Here is a 16,783-nt window from a genome sequence, read left to right as displayed (position 1 = left end):
TAGTTGTGTTGCTTTAATTGTTTATTCAGCCCATTGTGTATGGAAAACGCCTTCTTTATCGATACGTTCGTAAGTATGCGCTCCAAAATAATCACGCTGTGCTTGAATTAGATTTGTCGGAAGATTAGCAGAACGGTAAGCATCAAAGTATGCTAACGAATTCATTAATCCTGAAACAGGCAATCCTTTTTGAACAGCAAATTGAATTACAGCTCTCATTCCTGCTTGGTTTTCTGTTAATTTTGAAGCGATTCCGCCATCTAAAAGTAAGTTTGGCAAATCTGCTTTTGTAACATATGCTTTTCTGAAATCTTCTAAAATTGTCGCACGAATGATACATCCGCCGCGCCAGATTTTAGCAACAGTTTCCAGATTTAATCCGTAATTATATTCTTTAGAAGCAGTGTGAAGTTGCGCTAAACCTTGAGCGTAAGTCACTACAATAGAAAAATACATAGCCGATTTTAAAGCTGCAATTGCTTCGCTTTGCGGAACATTAGTTTCGCTTGAATTCCAAACTAATTTTTTAGCTGCTTCAATTCTTTCTGGTTTTGTTTTAGACATATCGCGCATGTTAACTGCTGCGTCGATTGTTGGAACTGGAACTTGTAAATCCATTGCGTTTTGCGAAGTCCATTTTCCTGTACCTTTAGATCTTGCCCAATCCGAAATTTTATTGATTAATTGTGTTCCGTCTTCATCTTTTTGTTTTAAGATGTTTCCAGTAATTTCAATCAAATAAGATCTTAAATCATCAGTTTGATTCCATTCAGCAAAAGTTTTCTGAATCGTTTCATCATCCAAATTATAACCTCTTTTCATAAGGTCATAAATCTCAGAAATTAACTGCATAATTCCGTACTCAATTCCGTTATGAACCATTTTTACATAGTTACCAGCAGAACCGTTTCCTAAATATTCTACACAAGGTTCTCCGTCAACTTTTGCTGCAATTGCCTCAAAAATAGGACGAAGTCTTTCGTATGCTTTCTGATCGCCACCTGGCATCATCGCAGGACCGAAACGAGCACCTTTTTCACCACCAGAAATTCCCATTCCGAAGAAATGAATTCCTTTTTCAGATAATTCTAAAAATCTTCTGTCAGTATCTGTAAAATAAGTGTTTCCACCGTCGATAATAATATCTCCTTTATCTAAATGAGGAAGTAAGCTTGCAATAGCACTATCAACAGGTTTTCCCGCAGGAACCAATAACATAATCGCTCTTGGCTGTTGAATAAGTTCTACAAAATGCTTCACATCTGTCGTCGCTTCAATAGTATGGTCTGCATCAGCTTCCTGCTGAAGAGAATTGACTTTTTCTGTATCTAAATCTAAACCTGCAGCCGCGAAGTTATGGCTTGCAATATTTAAAAGTAAGTTACGGCCCATTACCCCGAGTCCTACAATTCCAAAATCAAATTTGTTCATAGTTTTCAATTAACTAAATTATTAGAAGAAATGTTTTTCTAGCAAAAAGTAAGAGAAAGTTTGGTAATTCTTTTTCAATCAATGTTTTGCAGAAAAACAAAGTTTATTTTAATCTTACATTTCAAAATGTAGAGCGCTAAGTTAGAGAAAAATGCTGAAAAAGAAGGAGTAAAATAGTTCACTTTTGGTCTTTATTGTGATACTTTTATAGGTGTTAAAAATACACTTATAATGCTGTTTTTGAACTATATCGTTGTAATTGATGTAATCACATTCATCTTTGTCAAAGTTCAAAACTTTGACAAAGGTTAAGTTATGACTGTTTATACTTCTCTCACGGATTTAGCCGATAAAGCAGATTTCTTTTGATCTACAAAATCTGCGAGAGAATATTTTATACACAAACTTGTATATTAAAAATTAAGGATAAATCATCAAAAACATATAAGCAAACAAATTCACTAGAAGCACCACACCATAAACTATGTTTGATTTTCCTTTGCTTAAAGAAAGCATTACAATAAAGACAGATAACGCCAAAAGTACAATCGATTTAATATCGAGTCCCAAAACAATTGGCATGCCCATTAAAATACAGACTACCGAAACACTCGGAATGGTTAAACCAATACTGGCTAGAGCAGAACCTAAAGCTAAGTTTAAACTCGTCTGGAGTCTGTTTTTTCTTGCTGCAATAATAGCCGCAATGGCTTCGGGTAATAAAATGATAATGGCGATGATAACCCCAACTAACGATTTTGGAAGATTGTAACCTATAATAATGTTTTCTATAGTAGGCGAGAGCGTTTTGGCTAGTAAAACTACAATTCCTAAACTTATTAATAGAAAAAGTAGACTGGTATAAAATGTTTTATTGCTGATTTTAATAGGATGTGTTTTAGATTCGTCTTCGTTTGTCCCGTTCGTCAAAAAATATTGGCGATAGCCTTTTGTTTGTGCAAATAAAAAAGACCCGTAAATGACCAGACAAGCGATAGAAGCAAATATTAACTGAGGTGTTGAATAATAAGAACCATGAACACTTTCAGTAAAAGTTGGAAACACTAAAGTAAATACAATAATCGAAATCAGTGAAACTAGACCTATGTTTACAGAAGAAGTAGAAAAATTTTGTTCATAATGTTTGATGCTTCCGATAAGAAGACACAATCCGATAATACCATTTAGAATAAGCATGGTGGCGGCATAAACCGTATCTCTGGCTAGAGAAGCCGCTTCTGAACCTTCAGAAAGCATTAAAGAAACAATTATAGAAACTTCAATTACAGTAATAGAAATGGCCAGAATTATGGTTCCATAAGGTTCTCCAACGCGTTCCGCAATAATTTCAGAATGATGAACAGCCGACATTACGCTAAGGATAAGAAGAATACTTGCACAAATTTGAAAAATACTGCTGTTTTCTATTAATCCGCTAAATAGAAGAACCCATGATAAAATTGGAATAATGATGGTCCACTGTAGAAGCTGTTTCATTTGATCGTTTTTAGAAATTTGTAATTAACCGTCGATAGGGCCAACAGAATCGACTTTAATATTTATGTAAGATAGGGTTTTTATAGCTGAAAGCCATTTAAAAACGAATTTTTAAGCACTTTTTAAGCTTGTTTGATTGTTTTTTAAATCTAAAAACGGATGATTTATGAATGAAAATAAAATGCCTTCTATGATTTTTTAATAATCTCTTTTCGATGTGATTTTCCCCACTTAATCATTTCTTCGATAACTGGTGCAAAAGATTTACAATAAGGAGTCGATTCGTATTTGACCTGAATTTCAGCATCACGATCTTCCGTTCTTTTAATGAGCATGTTCAATTCCATTTCTTTGAGTTCTCTAGAAAGCATTCTTGTTGTAATTCCTGGAATACTGCGTTCAATTTCTCTAAAACGATGATTTCCGTTGCAGATTGAATTGATAATCGGTAAACGCCATTTTCCGCCCAAAACATGCAGCGTGTCCTGAAGCGCTTGTACTTCTTCTTTCTGATTTCTTTCCATAGTTTTCATTTTTTTTTTGCCACGAATTCTCGAATTTTTTCCCAAAGTATCCCGCACTAATTATATTGATTGAATATCAATATAATTAGTGTAATTAATCACATTTTTCGACATAGATTATAAAAATAAATTCGTGAATTCGTGGCAATAAATTTATCTAATTGCATGGTATCGAATTAATTATTTTTGGTATACTCAATGATACTGGTTACAAAGTTATACCATTTTGAATTTAAATTTGCTAAATAAATTTTAAATAATTCAAAAGATGGAAAATCTAAAAAATAAAACAGCCGTTATAACAGGCGGAAATAGCGGAATAGGTTACGCAGCAGCAAAACAATTAAAAGAACAAGGAGTAAACGTCATTATTACAGGAAGAAGAAAAGAAGCCATAGAAAAAGCAGCATTAGATTTGGGCGTAACTGGCATCACAGCCGATCAGTCGAATATTTCGGATATTGAAAAACTGGCTGAACAAGTAAAAGCCGATTTTGGTTCAGTTGACATTTTGTTTATTAATGCGGGAATTGCAGGTTTAGGAACAATCGAACAAACCACAGAAGAATTATATGATAATATTATGAATGTGAACTTAAAAGGCGCGTTTTTCACATTAAGTAAATTTATCCCGATTCTGAAAGACGGAGCTTCGGTAGTATTTCTTTCTTCTAATACTGCAAGTATGCCAGGTCCGGGATCTTCGGTTTATTCGGCGAGTAAAACTGCTTTGAATTCGGTTATGAAATCTGCAGCAGTAGAATTAGCGCCAAGAAAAATTAGAGTAAACTCGGTTAGTCCAGGACCAACTCAGACAGAAGTTATGAAAAAAGTAGGTTTAGACGAATCAACCGTAAAAAGTATTATGGATGTAGTAGTAGAAAAAGTCCCACTAAAACAAATGGGAAAAGCAGAAGATGTAGCTAAAATGGTTTCGCATTTAAGTAGTGACGCAGCGGTTTTTATTACTGGTGCTGATTTTATTATGGATGGAGGAATGATTTTGGTTTAATTTATTTAGAAAAGGTTCAAAGAAAAGGTTCGTAAGTGTGGAAATAAATAGTTATTGTTATAAAAACTACTAGAAAACCTTTGTACCTTTGAGTCTTTGAACCTTTTTCAAAGAAAAATGAACTCTAAAGAAATTCTTCAAAATCATATTTCCAAAACTGTTTCATTAACAGATGAAGAGTTCGAATATTTCTTTTCGCATTTTAAATTGCAATCTTTTAAAAAAGGGCAGACCGTAATTAGTGCTGGAGATAAAGTTGATTGCGAATATTTCGTTATTTCAGGCTGTTTGAAAGCATTTTTCATCAATGATGAAATCAAGATGTATATTCTTCAATTTGCCATGCCAACTTGGTGGACCTCTGATTATGATGCTTTATACAATCAAACAAAAGCAACTATAAATGTAGATTGTATAACGGATGTAGAAGTTTTATGTCTTACAAATGAAGATCGTGAAAAACTTTGCAACGAATTCCATCAAATAGAACATTTCTTTCGCTGGCGCACCAACAAAGGATATATTGCGTCTCAAAAAAGACTATTATCTTTAATGAATAATAATACGAAAAAGCGTTATGAAGAACTTTTAGCGCTTTATCCTCAACTCTACAATTTGGTTCCAAAACATTTAATTGCTGCTTATTTAGGAGTTTCTAGAGAAACGCTTAGCAGACTATATAATTCTCATTAGCCGAATGTGATCTACATCACGTAACCAATTTCTGTAACCGCCGTTCCTTTGTATTGTACTTTTAAATACAATAAAAATGGAAACAATACAATTTAAAATCGATAGTGCAAAAAGCCAAATCGATTGGATCGGGAGAAAAGTAACCGGCGCACATAATGGTACAATAGGTATCAAAGAAGGTAATTTTATCATTAATAGCGGAAAAATTATTGGAGGCAAGATTATCATCGACATTGCTACAATCAAAATATTAGACGTTACAGATGCAGCCACAAATGCACAATTTGCAGGACATTTAGCTTCAGATGATTTTTTCTCTATCGAAAAATTCCCAACTGCTTCGTTTGATATTATTACTGCCAAACAGCTAACTTCAAATTCTTATTATTTAGAAGGAAATCTGACCATAAAAGATATTACTCATCTTACTGGTTTTGAGGTAAAATTAGAAGAAAGTAATGGCAATGCCTTTTCATTAGCAGGAAAATTGGTTATTGATCGTACCAAATACGATATTAAATTTCGATCAGGAAACTTCTTTAAAGATTTGGGAGATACTTTAATCTACAATGATTTTGATTTAGATTTCAACATTACTGCTCAAACTTCTAAAAACTAAAGTCATGCCTTACGTAAATATCGAATTGACTCGCGAAGGCGTTACTCGCGAACAAAAACAAGAATTAATAAAAGGAATTACGAATTTAATTACTGAGGTTTTAAACAAAGATCCGCATTTGACCCACATTGCAATTCATGAAATTGATCTCGATAATTGGGGTTACGCAGGAGAACAAGTTTCAGTATTAAGAGAAAAAGGCATTACAGCCGATAAAAAATAAAATCATGAAAAAACAGACTATAATCGTTACTGGAGCTGGTTCTGGTATCGGAAAAGGAATTGCAAAATACTTTTTAGACCGTGGAGATAATGTTGTAATCAATTCTTTTACAGAAACAGCATTACAAAATACATTTGACGAATTCGGAGCAGGAGATAATCTTGCCATGTTTGCGGGAGATGTAAGTAATAAAAAAACAGGAGAAGAATTGGTGAAAATTGCTCTTGAAAATTTTGGTTCAGTAGATGTCTTAATTAATAATGCAGGGATTTTTGAAAGCAAACCATTTTTAGAAGTTGAAGAATCTTACTTGGATAAATTTTTATCTACAAATCTAAAAGGAACTTATTTTACAACACAATCTGTAATTCCGCAAATGTTGAAACAGCAAGACGGAGTTGTCATCAACATCGGAACGCCTCTTGTAAATCACGGTTTAGGAGGATGGCCTGCTTCGGCACCAATTGCAAGTAAAGGCGCTATTCATGCTCTTACGATTCAATTGGCTGCAGAATTCGGAAAACAAAATATTAGAGTAAACACTGTTGCACCAGGAGTTATTCGCACACCAATGCATGGCGATAAAGCAGATTTGAGTGCAGGATTGCATTTAGTAAATAGAGTAGGAGAAATCGACGATATTGCAGAAATGGTGTATACCGTAGCCAAAAGTAACTTTATTACAGGCTCTATCATTAATGTTGATGGAGGTAAAGGTGCTGGACATAATTTGAACTAAAGTGAAAACAATTTTATTAACTGCTTTTATGCTCTGTTTTTGGCAGGGTATAAAAGCACAATCTAATATCGAAATGGAAAATCAAGGAGAAACAAAAGCCATTACCGAAGTAATTGAAGATTATTATTTTAAAGGAATTTACGAAGGAGATGTTAGGCTGTTAGGGAAAATTTTTCATCCTGGAACATTACTTTTTGGAGATGTAAAAGGACAACCTTATTTTAAAACAATAGACCTTTATCTGGATGGTGTCAAAAACAGACAAAGTCCTAAAGATTCTGGAAAACCTTTTAAAGGAGAAATACTAAACATTACAATCATAAATTCGATTGCAGTGGTAGAATTGAACGTAAAAATGTATGATTTTAATTATCGAGATCTTTTATCTTTCCATAAATTTGATGGAAAATGGATTATTGTCAATAAAATGCTGACAGATCTTAGCCAATAAATTTAAATTTTCAAGCCATGTGGAATAACACCAAAGTTGCCAAATTATTAGGAATTGATTATCCAATACTGCAAGGTCCGTTTGGAGGAAATCTTTCTTCGGTCGAACTCACAGCGGCTGTTTCTAACGCTGGCGGTTTAGGCGGATATGGCGCTTATACAATGACTCAGCAAGAAATATTCGATGTTGATAAACAAATAAAAGCCGCAACCAATAAGCCTTATAATATCAATTTGTGGGTTTCGGATCATGATATTTCTCAATCTGGACTTAGTGATGAACATTTTGAACGAGCAAAAACACTATTTAAACCCTATTTTGATGAAGCAGGAATTCCATTGCCAGAAAAACCAGCGCCATTCCAATCTCGATTTGAAAACCAATTGGAAGTTATTTTAGACATTCGTCCAAAAGTTTTCAGTTTTATGTTCGGAACGCTTTCTGAAGATGTAATGGAACAATGCCGTAAATTGGGAATTTCTACTGTCGGTGCAGCTACAACTTTAGATGAAGCTATTTTTTTAGAAAATGCAGGTACCGATATGATTATTGCCTCTGGTTTTGAAGCAGGAGGGCATCGTCCTTCATTTTTAACTAACGCAGAATCTTCATTAACGGGAACTTTTGTTTTATTGCAGCTTATTCGTGAAAAGGTAAAAGTGCCTATAATCGCAGCGGGCGGAATCGCAACAGGAAAAGGTATCGCCGCGGCATTGACATTAGGTGCTGATGCGGCTCAAATAGGAACAGCATTCTTGGCTACAGACGAATCTAATGCGCTGCCTGTCCATAGAGAAATGCTGTTTTCGGATGCTTCAAAATATACAACCTTATCGCGGGCATATACAGGTAGATTAGGTCGTGGATTATCTAGCCGATTGGCAAAAGACTTAATTGCAAAAGAAGCCGATTTTTTGCCATTTCCCTTACAGACTACTTTTATGTCTCCATTGAGAAAAGCTGCGCTAGAACAGCAAAAATGGGATATGATTTTATTCTGGGGCGGACAGATTTCTCCAATATTAAAACACAGAAAAGCTTCAGCATTAATGCATTCTTTAATTGAAGAAACAACGACATATTTTAATGATTTAAAGATTTGAAGCTAATTTTATTCTTATAGAAAAGGAAAAAGCGATCGGTTAGGTGATCGCTTTTTTGTTTCAAATTAGTTTATTTTGAAAAAAAACTTCATTCAGGAACGATAAACTCAATATGCTCCAAAAACTACTCCATTTGAGTTTACAGCATTCCTTTAATCCGTTTTGTTAATGTACGATAAATTGGATAGTACGGATTCAATTTTCTATGAAAAAGATGATAATTATTTTGATTCTAAATAATTTGCACTTTTTAGAGCACTTTGTCAAAGTTTCAAACTTTGACAAAGTTTTCACCAGAAACTGAAAATAAAAACGCAACAACTTAGTACCTTAGCATCTTAGTATCTTAGCACCTCAAAAGCATGACTATTCAGCAATTAAAATATATTGTAGCTTTAGACGAAGAACGCCATTTTGCAAGAGCGGCCGAAGTTTGTATGGTAACACAGCCAGGCCTTACGATTCAGTTAAAAAATTTGGAAGAAGAAATCGGAATCAAGATTTTCGATCGAAATAAAGTTCCGTTAACGCCAACTGTTTTAGGAATTGAGATTATCAATAAAGCCAAAAAGATTCTACGTGAAGTCGATGAAATTCGTGATTTTGTGATAAACGAAAAAAATCTTTTAGAAGGAGAGTTGAAGCTTGGCATTATTTCTACTTTATCGCCTTATCTGATTCCGTTATTTATTCAGGCCATGAAAGAAGTGGCTCCCAAAGTACATTTCATTATCAAAGAAGGTTACACCGGAGTTTTAATGAAAGAGTTGGAAACTGGTGCAATTGATGTTGCTATTATGGCGACACCAACAGGAAACCCAAATTTAATAGAACACGTTATTTTTAAAGAACCTTTCGTCGCATATTTGAATGAAACGCATCCAATGGCAAATGATGAATTTTACGAAATGCAACCAGGAGATAAAACAGAATTGTTGCTTCTGCATCATGAATACTGCTACAATGCACAATTGCTAGATATCTGCGGATTAAAAAGTTCAGATAAAATAAAAGAACAGTTTACCTACGATATCAATTCGATAGAAACCTTAAAAAATCTGGTTCGTGCACATTTAGGATTTGCGATTATCCCAAAGCTTTCTACTTTAAACGAAACAGGCACACTTTTTAAACCTTTTAAAGAACCCGTTCCCGTAAGAGAAATAAGCTTAGTAGTTTCAGATTCATTTTCTAAAAAGTTATTGCTCGAAAAAATGAACGAAGCCATTTGGAACTGCCTTCCTGAATCGCTCAAAAAAGATTTCAGTTACAGAAAAATCCGTTGGAACGATTCTCCTTATTTTGTGAAAGCAATGAGTAAGTTTGCTTAAATTCCAATAAAGAAAATCCAAATTCCAATATTGAAAGGCAAACTTCAATAAAAGAAAATCCAAATTCCAAGTTATACAGTAATTGGAATTTGGAATTTCTATTTTTTGTGGAGCTATTAAAAAAGAATTACATCCAGTTTTGTCAGTCTGAGCGAAGTCGAAGACCAAGCAAGTAGCTCCACAATCAAAATCGCCAATCTTTGTAACGTTGCTTGTGTAGTCTTCGACTCCGCTCAGACTGACAATATTGCGGTAAGTTTGGAATTAATAATTAACCATCAACCATTCACAATTATTTTGATGCTTCAATAATCACATTCGCAACTTTTTGTGGCTGAGAAATAAACACCACGTGACTGCCTTTTATTTCAGTAATTTTTGTGTTAGAACGTTTGTACATAGCACGTTCGATATCAGGATTGATGCTTTTATCTTCAGTTGCAACGATTCCGTATGACGGTTTCGTTCTCCAAGCCGCTTTAGTAATTGGCGTTACAAAACCTTTTGCATAAAAAGCACCTTGCGAAGCAAACATAAAGTCAGCGTCTTCTTTACTTAAATCACCTGCAAAACCAGCGTGGAATTTAGCTTTATCATAATAAGCGATTCCTTTATCGTCTGGATTCAATACACCATTTTCAGGAGCTGGAGGCGCAGTTTGTAACCATTGAACAGAAGTTTCTCCATTATCAGGCTGTAAAGCAGCTACATAAACCAAAGCTGCAACTTTTGGGTGATTTCCAGCTTCAGTAATTACAGTTCCACCCCAAGAATGTCCAACCAAAACAGTTGGTCCATCTTGTTTGTCTAAAGCTAAATTTGTTGCTCTAACATCGTCTTCCAAAGAGCTTAGCGGGTTTTGAACAATCGTTACATTATAGCCTTTTTTAGTTAAAATTTGGTACAAACCTTTCCATCCAGATCCATCCGCGAAAGCGCCGTGAACCAATACTACGTTTTTAATTTTAGGAGCAGTTTGAGCGTTTACGTTTGCTGTTGTAAATACTAAACTAAAGATTATTACTGCGAATGCTAAAAAGCTTTTAAATATTGTTTTCATTTTATTTTAGATTTTAAATTGTTGATTTTGAATAGAAATTCCAATTTTGAAAATTCCAAATTCCAATTTTCCACAAAGCGTTGGAATTTGGGATTTTTGTATTGGAATTTAATTATTTATAGTAAAGTGATTGATAAAGTAATCTCCGTATTTAGCAACTTAGAAATAGGACAAATTTCTTTTGCTTTTTGAGCGGTTTGCTGAAAATCTTCTTCAGAGATTCCAGGAACTTTTCCTGTAAGTTCTAAAGCAATTAAAGTGATAGTTCCGTCTTCAAAAGTTACTTTAGCGGTTGTGTCTAAATCTTCTGGAACAAAACCAGCTTCAGATAATAAAAAGCTTAATTGCATGGTAAAACAGCCAGAATGTGCCGCTGCGATTAATTCTTCAGGATTAGTTCCAACACCTTGTTCGAAACGAGTTTTAAAAGACAATTGTGCATTATCTAAAGTGGTGCTTTGTGTACTAATGGTTCCTTTTCCTTCCATTCCTGTACCTTTCCAGTTTGCGTTTGCTCTTCTTGTAAATTTCATGATTTCTATTTTTTAAAGTTATTTTTTAAGATGTTCAAATCATTTCTTTGATTTTGATGAGACAAAGGTATAGGGAAGGTGTTTATTAATCAAATTAATAATTTTTTATAGTTATAAAAATAATTTATAAAACTTTGTATTGTGAAGAATTTCAATAAAAAACAAAACCCTCAATCTCCAAAAAGACCAAGGGTTTTAATTTTCCAAAAAAAGAACCTTATTACTCCAAATCCAGATAAGGATTTAAAATTTCGGCTAGTTCATTGAGCCAATAGAAGCTGTCTCCAAGTTTGGCAGCGTTGGTTTGAATGTTTTCCTGATCGTTTAGAACATCCAATGCGAGGGTTAAATTTACCTGACTCTGTAATTTAGGAAGCTCAAATAAATTAAAAAACGGCTTAGTTTTATAGTCTAAAAAGTAATACAATTCTTAAACATTAATTTCCCAAAAACTTCCTTTTGAAACCGAGTGCCCTAGCCCCGATAGTAGCGGCATCCTTTTTCTTGCTTCTTTAGCAAGAAAAAGATATAGCGGATAGCGGGAAATAGCTCCTAATCAATATCAATGTTAGATCTTATATTACTTTATTGTTCAGATTTACATTTTAGTTTTAGGAAAAAAGGATGATTTTAAATGCTTATTTGGTTTCAAATTATAATGTGAAACAAAGTAAGGGGCTGATTTGTAGTTTTATTTATGCGCTGAATTTAATTTTATACGAATCAATTTTATAAGACGATCGAAAAAGTTTTCAATGAATAATCTAACCTTAAAATTTATGAGAAATGCTTTTCTAATACTTGCTGTTTGTTTGAGTACGGTTTTGTTCTCCTGCAAAAAAGATAAAGATACAGAGCAGTCGGGTACTGAAGCTGTAAAGTCTGATACTGCCAGTTCTGCTTTGATTGCAGATCGTGGCTGGCCTCGTGAAGCTGAAAATAACGGTACAAAACTGGTTTATTATCAGCCTCAGGTAGACGACTGGAAAGATTTTAAAGAGATTACAGCTAGAGTGGCTTTTTCGCTGACTCCAAAAGACGGAAAACAGGTTTTGGGCGTGGCTTCTCTAAAAGCGGAAACATTGGTAGATAAAGACAACCGAAGCGCTTTTATTAAAAATCTTCAGGTAACCGATATCCGTTTTCCTGCTCTGGACAAAAAGAAAGTGCCAGAAATGGAAAAGCTGTTTAAAGAAACGTTGCCTAAAAGCGGAGACCCTATTTCGGTAGATCGTATTTTGGCAGATTTGAGTCATACCAAAAGTCCGTCTAAGGGAATCGCTTCTAAAAATGATCCTCCGACAATTTTTTACAGTACGAATCCTGCCATTTTGCTTATTGTACAGGGCGAACCGGTTTTGGTGCCTGTAGAAAAAACAGATATTCAATATGTTGTAAATACCAATTGGGATTTGTTTTTTGATAAAACCACAAAAGATTATTATCTGTTGGTAGAGAATATCTGGCTGACTTCGAAAAATGTGGCGGGCAAATGGACTAAAACCACCAAATTGCCTGCGGGTTTAAGTAATCTGCCTTCGGGACAGAATTTTGATGATGTCAAAAAAATGATTCCACCACCTTCATCTGGCGGAGCTCCAGAGGTTTTCTACAGTAATAAACCAGCGGAATTGATTGCTATAAACGGAAATCCGATATTTAAAAAAATTCCAGGGACCAAATTGTTATATATAGAAAATACCGAAAATGACGTTTTTGCCGACGAAAATAAAGGACAGTACTATATTTTATTGTCTGGAAGATGGTTTAAGTCTAAAGATTTGACAGGGCCTTGGTCGTATGCCGGAAATAGTCTTCCGGATGATTTTGCTAAAATTCCGAAAGATTCTCCGCGTGCCAATGTATTGTCGTCTGTTCCAGGAACGCAGGAAGCGAATGATGCTGTAATGTTGGCACAAGTTCCGACGACGGCTATTTTGAAGAAATCGGATGCTGAAGCCAAAGTAAAAGTATCGTATGATGGTGGAACGCCTCAGTTTAAACCTATCGATGGAACGAAAATGCAATATGCAAGCAATACGCAAGAGAAAATTGTAAAGGTGGGCGATTTGTATTATTTGTGTTTTCAGGCGGTTTGGTTTATGTCTACAAGTCCGAATGGGCCTTGGAAAACCTGCGATTCTGTTCCGAAAGAAATTTATACGATTCCGCCAAGTTCGCCAGTATATAATGTGACGTATGTAACGCAAACGACAACCGATACAACTGTTGAAAGCAGTGCAACAGCAGGTTATTTGGGCGCGTTTATTATTGGTGCTACGTTTGGCGCTATCTTATCGTACGGTACAGGATGGTATTATCCACCGTATATGTATTATGGCGGAATGTATCCAATTTATCGTCCGTGGCCTTATGCATACGGAGGCGGTGCAGTTTACAATCCGTGGACAGGCGGTTACGCCGCAGGAAGACGTGTTTACGGACCTTATGGCGCTGCTGGAACTTCGGCTTGGTATAATCCTGCAACGGGAAGATACGGACGTTCTGCAAGCGTTCAGGGTTGGTACGGTGGACGTACTTCGGCAAGTACTTATAATCCGTGGACAGGAAATTATGCGAGAACGAATCAAGGGCATAATGCGTATGCACAATGGGGACATTCGGCTGCTACAAACGGAAATCAGTGGGCGCAGACAGGACATATTACAACCCGTCGCGGAACTGCAATTGGTTATGAAACTTCGGGCGGAAATAAAGGTGTAATCACACATAGAAGAGGCGGAGGAACTACAATTCATACCAACAATAATCTGTATGCTGGTCACGACGGACATATCTATAAAAGGGATGCCAACGGAAACTGGAGCCATTATAATAATGGAAATGGCGGCTGGACGAAGGCAGGAACTCTAGGGTCATCTAAAAAAACGGGTGAAGGAATTCAAAATAGACCAAATCAAGGACTTGGTGCAAATGGAACAGGAGAACGAATTCAGCGTGATAATCAAGGGCTTGGCGCGAATGGTGCAGGAGAGAGAATTCAGCGCGATAATCAAGGTCTTGGTGCGAATGGAGCAGGAGAACGTATGCAACGCGATAATCAAAACCTAGGAGGCGAAACCAGAATGGGTGACGGAATACGAGATAATTTCCCTAAAGCTGACCAAACACTCGGACAGCCAAACAAACCGCTTGGTGAAGCAGGTCGTCCAGATGTTACACGTGATCTGGACCGTTCGGCTATTTCCAGAGACCGTGGTGAAATGCAAACTCGAAATTTCCAAAATATCCAAAGAAGTGGCGGTGGATTTAATGGAGGCGGCTTTGGCGGTGGCGGTTTCAGAGGTGGCGGAGGCTTTAGAGGCAGAAGATAAAAGCGAAGGTTATTTTAATTCAAAAAATCAGGATGGTGGTAAAACGCTATTCCTGATTTTTTTTTGGTGCATACGATTAATTTTACCGCAAAGGACGCAAAGGGCTTTTGCAAGGTTCGCTAAGTTTTTTAATCTCGCAAAGACGCAGAGTCGCAAAGTTTTATTTTTAAAGCTTTGTGATTTTTTGTTTAGCCACAGATTTTACAGATTAACACAGATTAAAAATTCTTTTAATTCTTATAATCTGTGGCAAAAAAATAAAGACAAAGCCTTGCGTTCTTTGCGTTTTTACAAAGTCCTATAAGCAAAAATCCTTGCGCTCTTTGCGGTAAAACCATTCGCATTTCACATCTCACAAATTACAACTCACACACTGTCCATTTCGCCCTAAAGTTTGTCCGTTTCACCTATTTTCTGATTTCATATGAAGGGTTATCGAAATACTTTTGACAAAGAAATTAACAGAAAACAACTATTTAAAACTAGAAGTTATGGAAACGAAAAAACAAAAAACGTGGGTTATAATAGCGATTATCGTTTTAGGAATCATTGCCTTTTTGGTTCCGAATCAGATTGCAGCGCAAGGAGTAAAACGTATCGATTTGCAAAAACATGATCTAAGTACTCCGGGAAAAGAAATGGTACAAGCACGAATCGATTTTGACGGACATTCGGCTTTTGGGAAACATTCTCATCCTGGCGAAGAAGTCATTTACGTGGTTGAAGGTTCGCTGGAATATCAAATTGAAGACAAAGAACCTGTAACCTTGAAAGCGGGAGAAGTACTTTTTATTCCGGCTGGCGTGGTGCACTCGGCTAAAAATAATACTAATGCTAAGGCTTCTGAACTGGCGACTTATATCGTAGAAAAAGGAAAACCAATACTTGTAATGAAAAAGTAAAAAATTTAACCGGAAAGTACGCAAGGTTTTTTGCTCTTTGTTGCCGTTAAAAAACGCAGCGGTAGCAAAGCTTTGTATTGATTAGGTTAACCACAGATTACCATGATTAAAAGGATTTTGTTTCACGCAGATTCTGCAGATTTTAGCAGATTTAATTTTTAAGATTTTAGAAAGTATCTGCGCTTATCTGCTTAAATCATTTGAAATCTGCGTGAAATTAACTTCTAGCTATCGGGATTGCGTAATTCTTAGTGCCCTTTGCGGTTAAACAACATCTCACAAATCACATCTCACATCTAACAAAAAACAATTATGAAAACACTATCCAATATTCTAATCGCTATTCTTTTTATGAATGCTTCATTTACTAATGCACAGACTTCACAACAAAAAACAATTGAAGTAAGCAGTTCGTTAGGAACTTTAAAACAAATCAGTGCCGGATTATTAAACGTAGGCTACACCGAAGCAGGTCCGTCAAATGGAACTCCGGTAATCTTACTTCACGGCTGGCCTTACGATATTCACAGTTACAACGAAGTCGTTCCAGTTTTAGTTTCAAAAGGTTACCACGTTTTCACGCCTTATTTACGCGGATTCGGGACAACAACTTTCCTTTCAAAAGATACTTTTAGAAACGGTCAACAGGCAGCTTTAGCAAGTGATATTATCGCTTTTATGGATGCTCTAAAAATAGACAAAGCAGTAATTGGAGGTTTTGATTGGGGAGCGAGAACAGCTGTTGCAGTATCGGCGCTTTGGCCAGAACGCGTAAAAGGTTTGGTTTCGGTAAGCGGTTATATCGTAGTGAATTTAGAAGCAAACTTAAAACCACTTTCGCCAACAGCAGAATTAGGATGGTGGTATCAGTATTATTTCGCAACCGAAAGAGGAAAACAAGGTTATGCTCAAAACACTTACGATTTTAATAAACTGATCTGGAAAATCGCTTCTCCACTATGGAATTTCGATAAAGCCACTTACAATCAAACGGCTCAGTCTTTTGATAATCCAGATCATGTGGCTATCGTGATCCACAATTATAGATGGAGACAATCTCTTGAAGCTGGTGAAACTAAATACGATAATCTGGAAAAACGTTTGGCATCAAGACCAGAAATTAAAGTTCCAACTATTACAATAGGAAGTGATTTTGACGGCGCTTTCGCGGATGGAAAAGCCTATGCAAGCAAATTCACAGGAAAATATGAGCACAGAATTTTAAAAGGAATTGGACACAATGTTCCGCAAGAAGATCCAAAAGCGTTTGCTCAAGCAATAATCGATGTATCTAAATAATGGTGAATTATAAATGGTTAATTATTAATTC

At 35.7% G+C, this 16,783-nt stretch carries 18 protein-coding genes; 12 read left to right on the top strand and 6 right to left on the bottom strand.

Going from position 1 to position 16,783, the window contains the following annotated elements:
• Positions 1-21: 21 nt before the first annotated feature.
• The 3 genes from gndA to HNP35_RS13695 all read right to left on the bottom strand — a co-directional run bounded on the left by gndA (position 22) and on the right by HNP35_RS13695 (position 3,452).
• Positions 22-1,431 (bottom strand): NADP-dependent phosphogluconate dehydrogenase, encoded by a 1,410-nt coding sequence (gndA, locus tag HNP35_RS13705; protein ID WP_184162957.1) that lies wholly within the window; start codon positions 1,429-1,431, stop codon positions 22-24.
• Between the two features lie 420 nt (positions 1,432-1,851).
• Positions 1,852-2,928 (bottom strand): calcium:proton antiporter, encoded by a 1,077-nt coding sequence (locus HNP35_RS13700; RefSeq protein ID WP_184162954.1) that lies wholly within the window; start codon positions 2,926-2,928, stop codon positions 1,852-1,854.
• A 188-nt stretch (positions 2,929-3,116) separates the two neighbouring features.
• Positions 3,117-3,452 (bottom strand): winged helix-turn-helix transcriptional regulator, encoded by a 336-nt coding sequence (locus tag HNP35_RS13695; protein WP_184163729.1) that lies wholly within the window; start codon positions 3,450-3,452, stop codon positions 3,117-3,119.
• A 268-nt stretch (positions 3,453-3,720) separates the two neighbouring features.
• Here HNP35_RS13695 and HNP35_RS13690 point away from each other — a divergent pair, with 268 nt between their 5' ends.
• The 8 genes from HNP35_RS13690 (at position 3,721) to HNP35_RS13655 (ending at position 9,623) form a co-directional block, all read left to right on the top strand.
• Positions 3,721-4,464, top strand: a complete 744-nt coding sequence (locus tag HNP35_RS13690; RefSeq protein ID WP_184162951.1) for an SDR family oxidoreductase — start codon at positions 3,721-3,723, stop codon at positions 4,462-4,464.
• Positions 4,465-4,581: 117 nt separating this feature from the next.
• A complete protein-coding gene (locus tag HNP35_RS13685; RefSeq protein ID WP_184162948.1) occupies positions 4,582-5,157 on the top strand; it encodes a Crp/Fnr family transcriptional regulator in 576 nt (191 codons plus the stop codon).
• A gap of 76 nt (positions 5,158-5,233) precedes the next feature.
• Positions 5,234-5,776 carry a YceI family protein gene (locus HNP35_RS13680; RefSeq protein ID WP_184162945.1) on the top strand — a complete coding sequence of 181 codons (543 nt, stop codon included), beginning with the start codon at positions 5,234-5,236 and terminating at the stop codon, positions 5,774-5,776.
• Between the two features lie 4 nt (positions 5,777-5,780).
• Positions 5,781-5,999 (top strand): tautomerase family protein, encoded by a 219-nt coding sequence (locus tag HNP35_RS13675; protein WP_184162943.1) that lies wholly within the window; start codon positions 5,781-5,783, stop codon positions 5,997-5,999.
• 4 nt (positions 6,000-6,003) lie between these two features.
• Positions 6,004-6,738: an SDR family NAD(P)-dependent oxidoreductase gene (locus HNP35_RS13670; RefSeq protein WP_184162940.1), complete on the top strand. Its 735-nt coding sequence runs from the start codon at positions 6,004-6,006 to the stop codon at positions 6,736-6,738.
• Position 6,739: 1 nt separating this feature from the next.
• Positions 6,740-7,189 carry a nuclear transport factor 2 family protein gene (locus HNP35_RS13665; protein WP_184162937.1) on the top strand — a complete coding sequence of 150 codons (450 nt, stop codon included), beginning with the start codon at positions 6,740-6,742 and terminating at the stop codon, positions 7,187-7,189.
• 17 nt (positions 7,190-7,206) lie between these two features.
• A complete protein-coding gene (locus tag HNP35_RS13660; RefSeq protein ID WP_184162934.1) occupies positions 7,207-8,292 on the top strand; it encodes an NAD(P)H-dependent flavin oxidoreductase in 1,086 nt (361 codons plus the stop codon).
• Positions 8,293-8,654: 362 nt separating this feature from the next.
• The gene (locus HNP35_RS13655) at positions 8,655-9,623 is read left to right on the top strand and encodes a hydrogen peroxide-inducible genes activator (protein ID WP_184162931.1); all 969 of its coding nucleotides are present in this window, start codon (positions 8,655-8,657) and stop codon (positions 9,621-9,623) included.
• Between the two features lie 292 nt (positions 9,624-9,915).
• On the opposite strand, the gene HNP35_RS13650 is transcribed toward HNP35_RS13655, so the two are convergent.
• From HNP35_RS13650 to HNP35_RS13640, 3 genes are all read right to left on the bottom strand, one after another.
• Positions 9,916-10,683 (bottom strand): alpha/beta hydrolase, encoded by a 768-nt coding sequence (locus HNP35_RS13650; RefSeq protein WP_184162927.1) that lies wholly within the window; start codon positions 10,681-10,683, stop codon positions 9,916-9,918.
• Between the two features lie 116 nt (positions 10,684-10,799).
• A complete protein-coding gene (locus tag HNP35_RS13645; RefSeq protein ID WP_184162925.1) occupies positions 10,800-11,216 on the bottom strand; it encodes an OsmC family protein in 417 nt (138 codons plus the stop codon).
• A 220-nt stretch (positions 11,217-11,436) separates the two neighbouring features.
• Positions 11,437-11,643, bottom strand: coding sequence for a hypothetical protein (locus tag HNP35_RS13640; protein WP_184710809.1), 207 nt, complete (start codon positions 11,641-11,643; stop codon positions 11,437-11,439).
• A gap of 328 nt (positions 11,644-11,971) precedes the next feature.
• On the opposite strand from HNP35_RS13640, the gene HNP35_RS13635 reads away from it, so the two are divergent.
• The 4 genes from HNP35_RS13635 (at position 11,972) to HNP35_RS13620 (ending at position 16,752) form a co-directional block, all read left to right on the top strand.
• Entirely contained in the window at positions 11,972-14,551 is a 2,580-nt protein-coding gene (locus HNP35_RS13635; protein WP_184162922.1) for a hypothetical protein, read from the top strand.
• Positions 14,475-14,855: a hypothetical protein gene (locus tag HNP35_RS13630; protein ID WP_184162919.1), complete on the top strand. Its 381-nt coding sequence runs from the start codon at positions 14,475-14,477 to the stop codon at positions 14,853-14,855. Before HNP35_RS13635 ends, HNP35_RS13630 begins: the two co-directional genes overlap by 77 nt.
• 187 nt (positions 14,856-15,042) lie before the next feature.
• Positions 15,043-15,453 (top strand): cupin domain-containing protein, encoded by a 411-nt coding sequence (locus HNP35_RS13625; RefSeq protein ID WP_184162916.1) that lies wholly within the window; start codon positions 15,043-15,045, stop codon positions 15,451-15,453.
• Positions 15,454-15,765: 312 nt separating this feature from the next.
• On the top strand, positions 15,766-16,752 hold the full coding sequence (locus tag HNP35_RS13620) for an alpha/beta fold hydrolase (RefSeq protein ID WP_184162913.1): 987 nt from the start codon (positions 15,766-15,768) through the stop codon (positions 16,750-16,752).
• The last annotated feature ends 31 nt before the right edge of the window (positions 16,753-16,783 follow it).

The organism is Flavobacterium notoginsengisoli, from assembly GCF_014207905.1.
Lineage (GTDB): Bacteria > Bacteroidota > Bacteroidia > Flavobacteriales > Flavobacteriaceae > Flavobacterium > Flavobacterium notoginsengisoli_A.
The sequence above is the reverse complement of the archived record's forward strand: the minus strand, read 5'-3'. Positions and strand labels throughout refer to the sequence as shown.

Bases quoted from the DNA above. Each gene is read 5' to 3' on its own strand.
- gndA (WP_184162957.1), bottom strand. From the start codon at position 1,431: ATGAACAAATTTGATTTTGGAATTGTAGGACTCGGGGTAATGGGCCGT.
- HNP35_RS13700 (WP_184162954.1), bottom strand. From the start codon at position 2,928: ATGAAACAGCTTCTACAGTGGACCATCATTATTCCAATTTTATCATGG.
- HNP35_RS13695 (WP_184163729.1), bottom strand. From the start codon at position 3,452: ATGGAAAGAAATCAGAAAGAAGAAGTACAAGCGCTTCAGGACACGCTG.
- HNP35_RS13690 (WP_184162951.1), top strand. From the start codon at position 3,721: ATGGAAAATCTAAAAAATAAAACAGCCGTTATAACAGGCGGAAATAGC.
- HNP35_RS13685 (WP_184162948.1), top strand. From the start codon at position 4,582: ATGAACTCTAAAGAAATTCTTCAAAATCATATTTCCAAAACTGTTTCA.
- HNP35_RS13680 (WP_184162945.1), top strand. From the start codon at position 5,234: ATGGAAACAATACAATTTAAAATCGATAGTGCAAAAAGCCAAATCGAT.
- HNP35_RS13675 (WP_184162943.1), top strand. From the start codon at position 5,781: ATGCCTTACGTAAATATCGAATTGACTCGCGAAGGCGTTACTCGCGAA.
- HNP35_RS13670 (WP_184162940.1), top strand. From the start codon at position 6,004: ATGAAAAAACAGACTATAATCGTTACTGGAGCTGGTTCTGGTATCGGA.
- HNP35_RS13660 (WP_184162934.1), top strand. From the start codon at position 7,207: ATGTGGAATAACACCAAAGTTGCCAAATTATTAGGAATTGATTATCCA.
- HNP35_RS13655 (WP_184162931.1), top strand. From the start codon at position 8,655: ATGACTATTCAGCAATTAAAATATATTGTAGCTTTAGACGAAGAACGC.
- HNP35_RS13650 (WP_184162927.1), bottom strand. From the start codon at position 10,683: ATGAAAACAATATTTAAAAGCTTTTTAGCATTCGCAGTAATAATCTTT.
- HNP35_RS13645 (WP_184162925.1), bottom strand. From the start codon at position 11,216: ATGAAATTTACAAGAAGAGCAAACGCAAACTGGAAAGGTACAGGAATG.
- HNP35_RS13635 (WP_184162922.1), top strand. From the start codon at position 11,972: ATGAATAATCTAACCTTAAAATTTATGAGAAATGCTTTTCTAATACTT.
- HNP35_RS13625 (WP_184162916.1), top strand. From the start codon at position 15,043: ATGGAAACGAAAAAACAAAAAACGTGGGTTATAATAGCGATTATCGTT.
- HNP35_RS13620 (WP_184162913.1), top strand. From the start codon at position 15,766: ATGAAAACACTATCCAATATTCTAATCGCTATTCTTTTTATGAATGCT.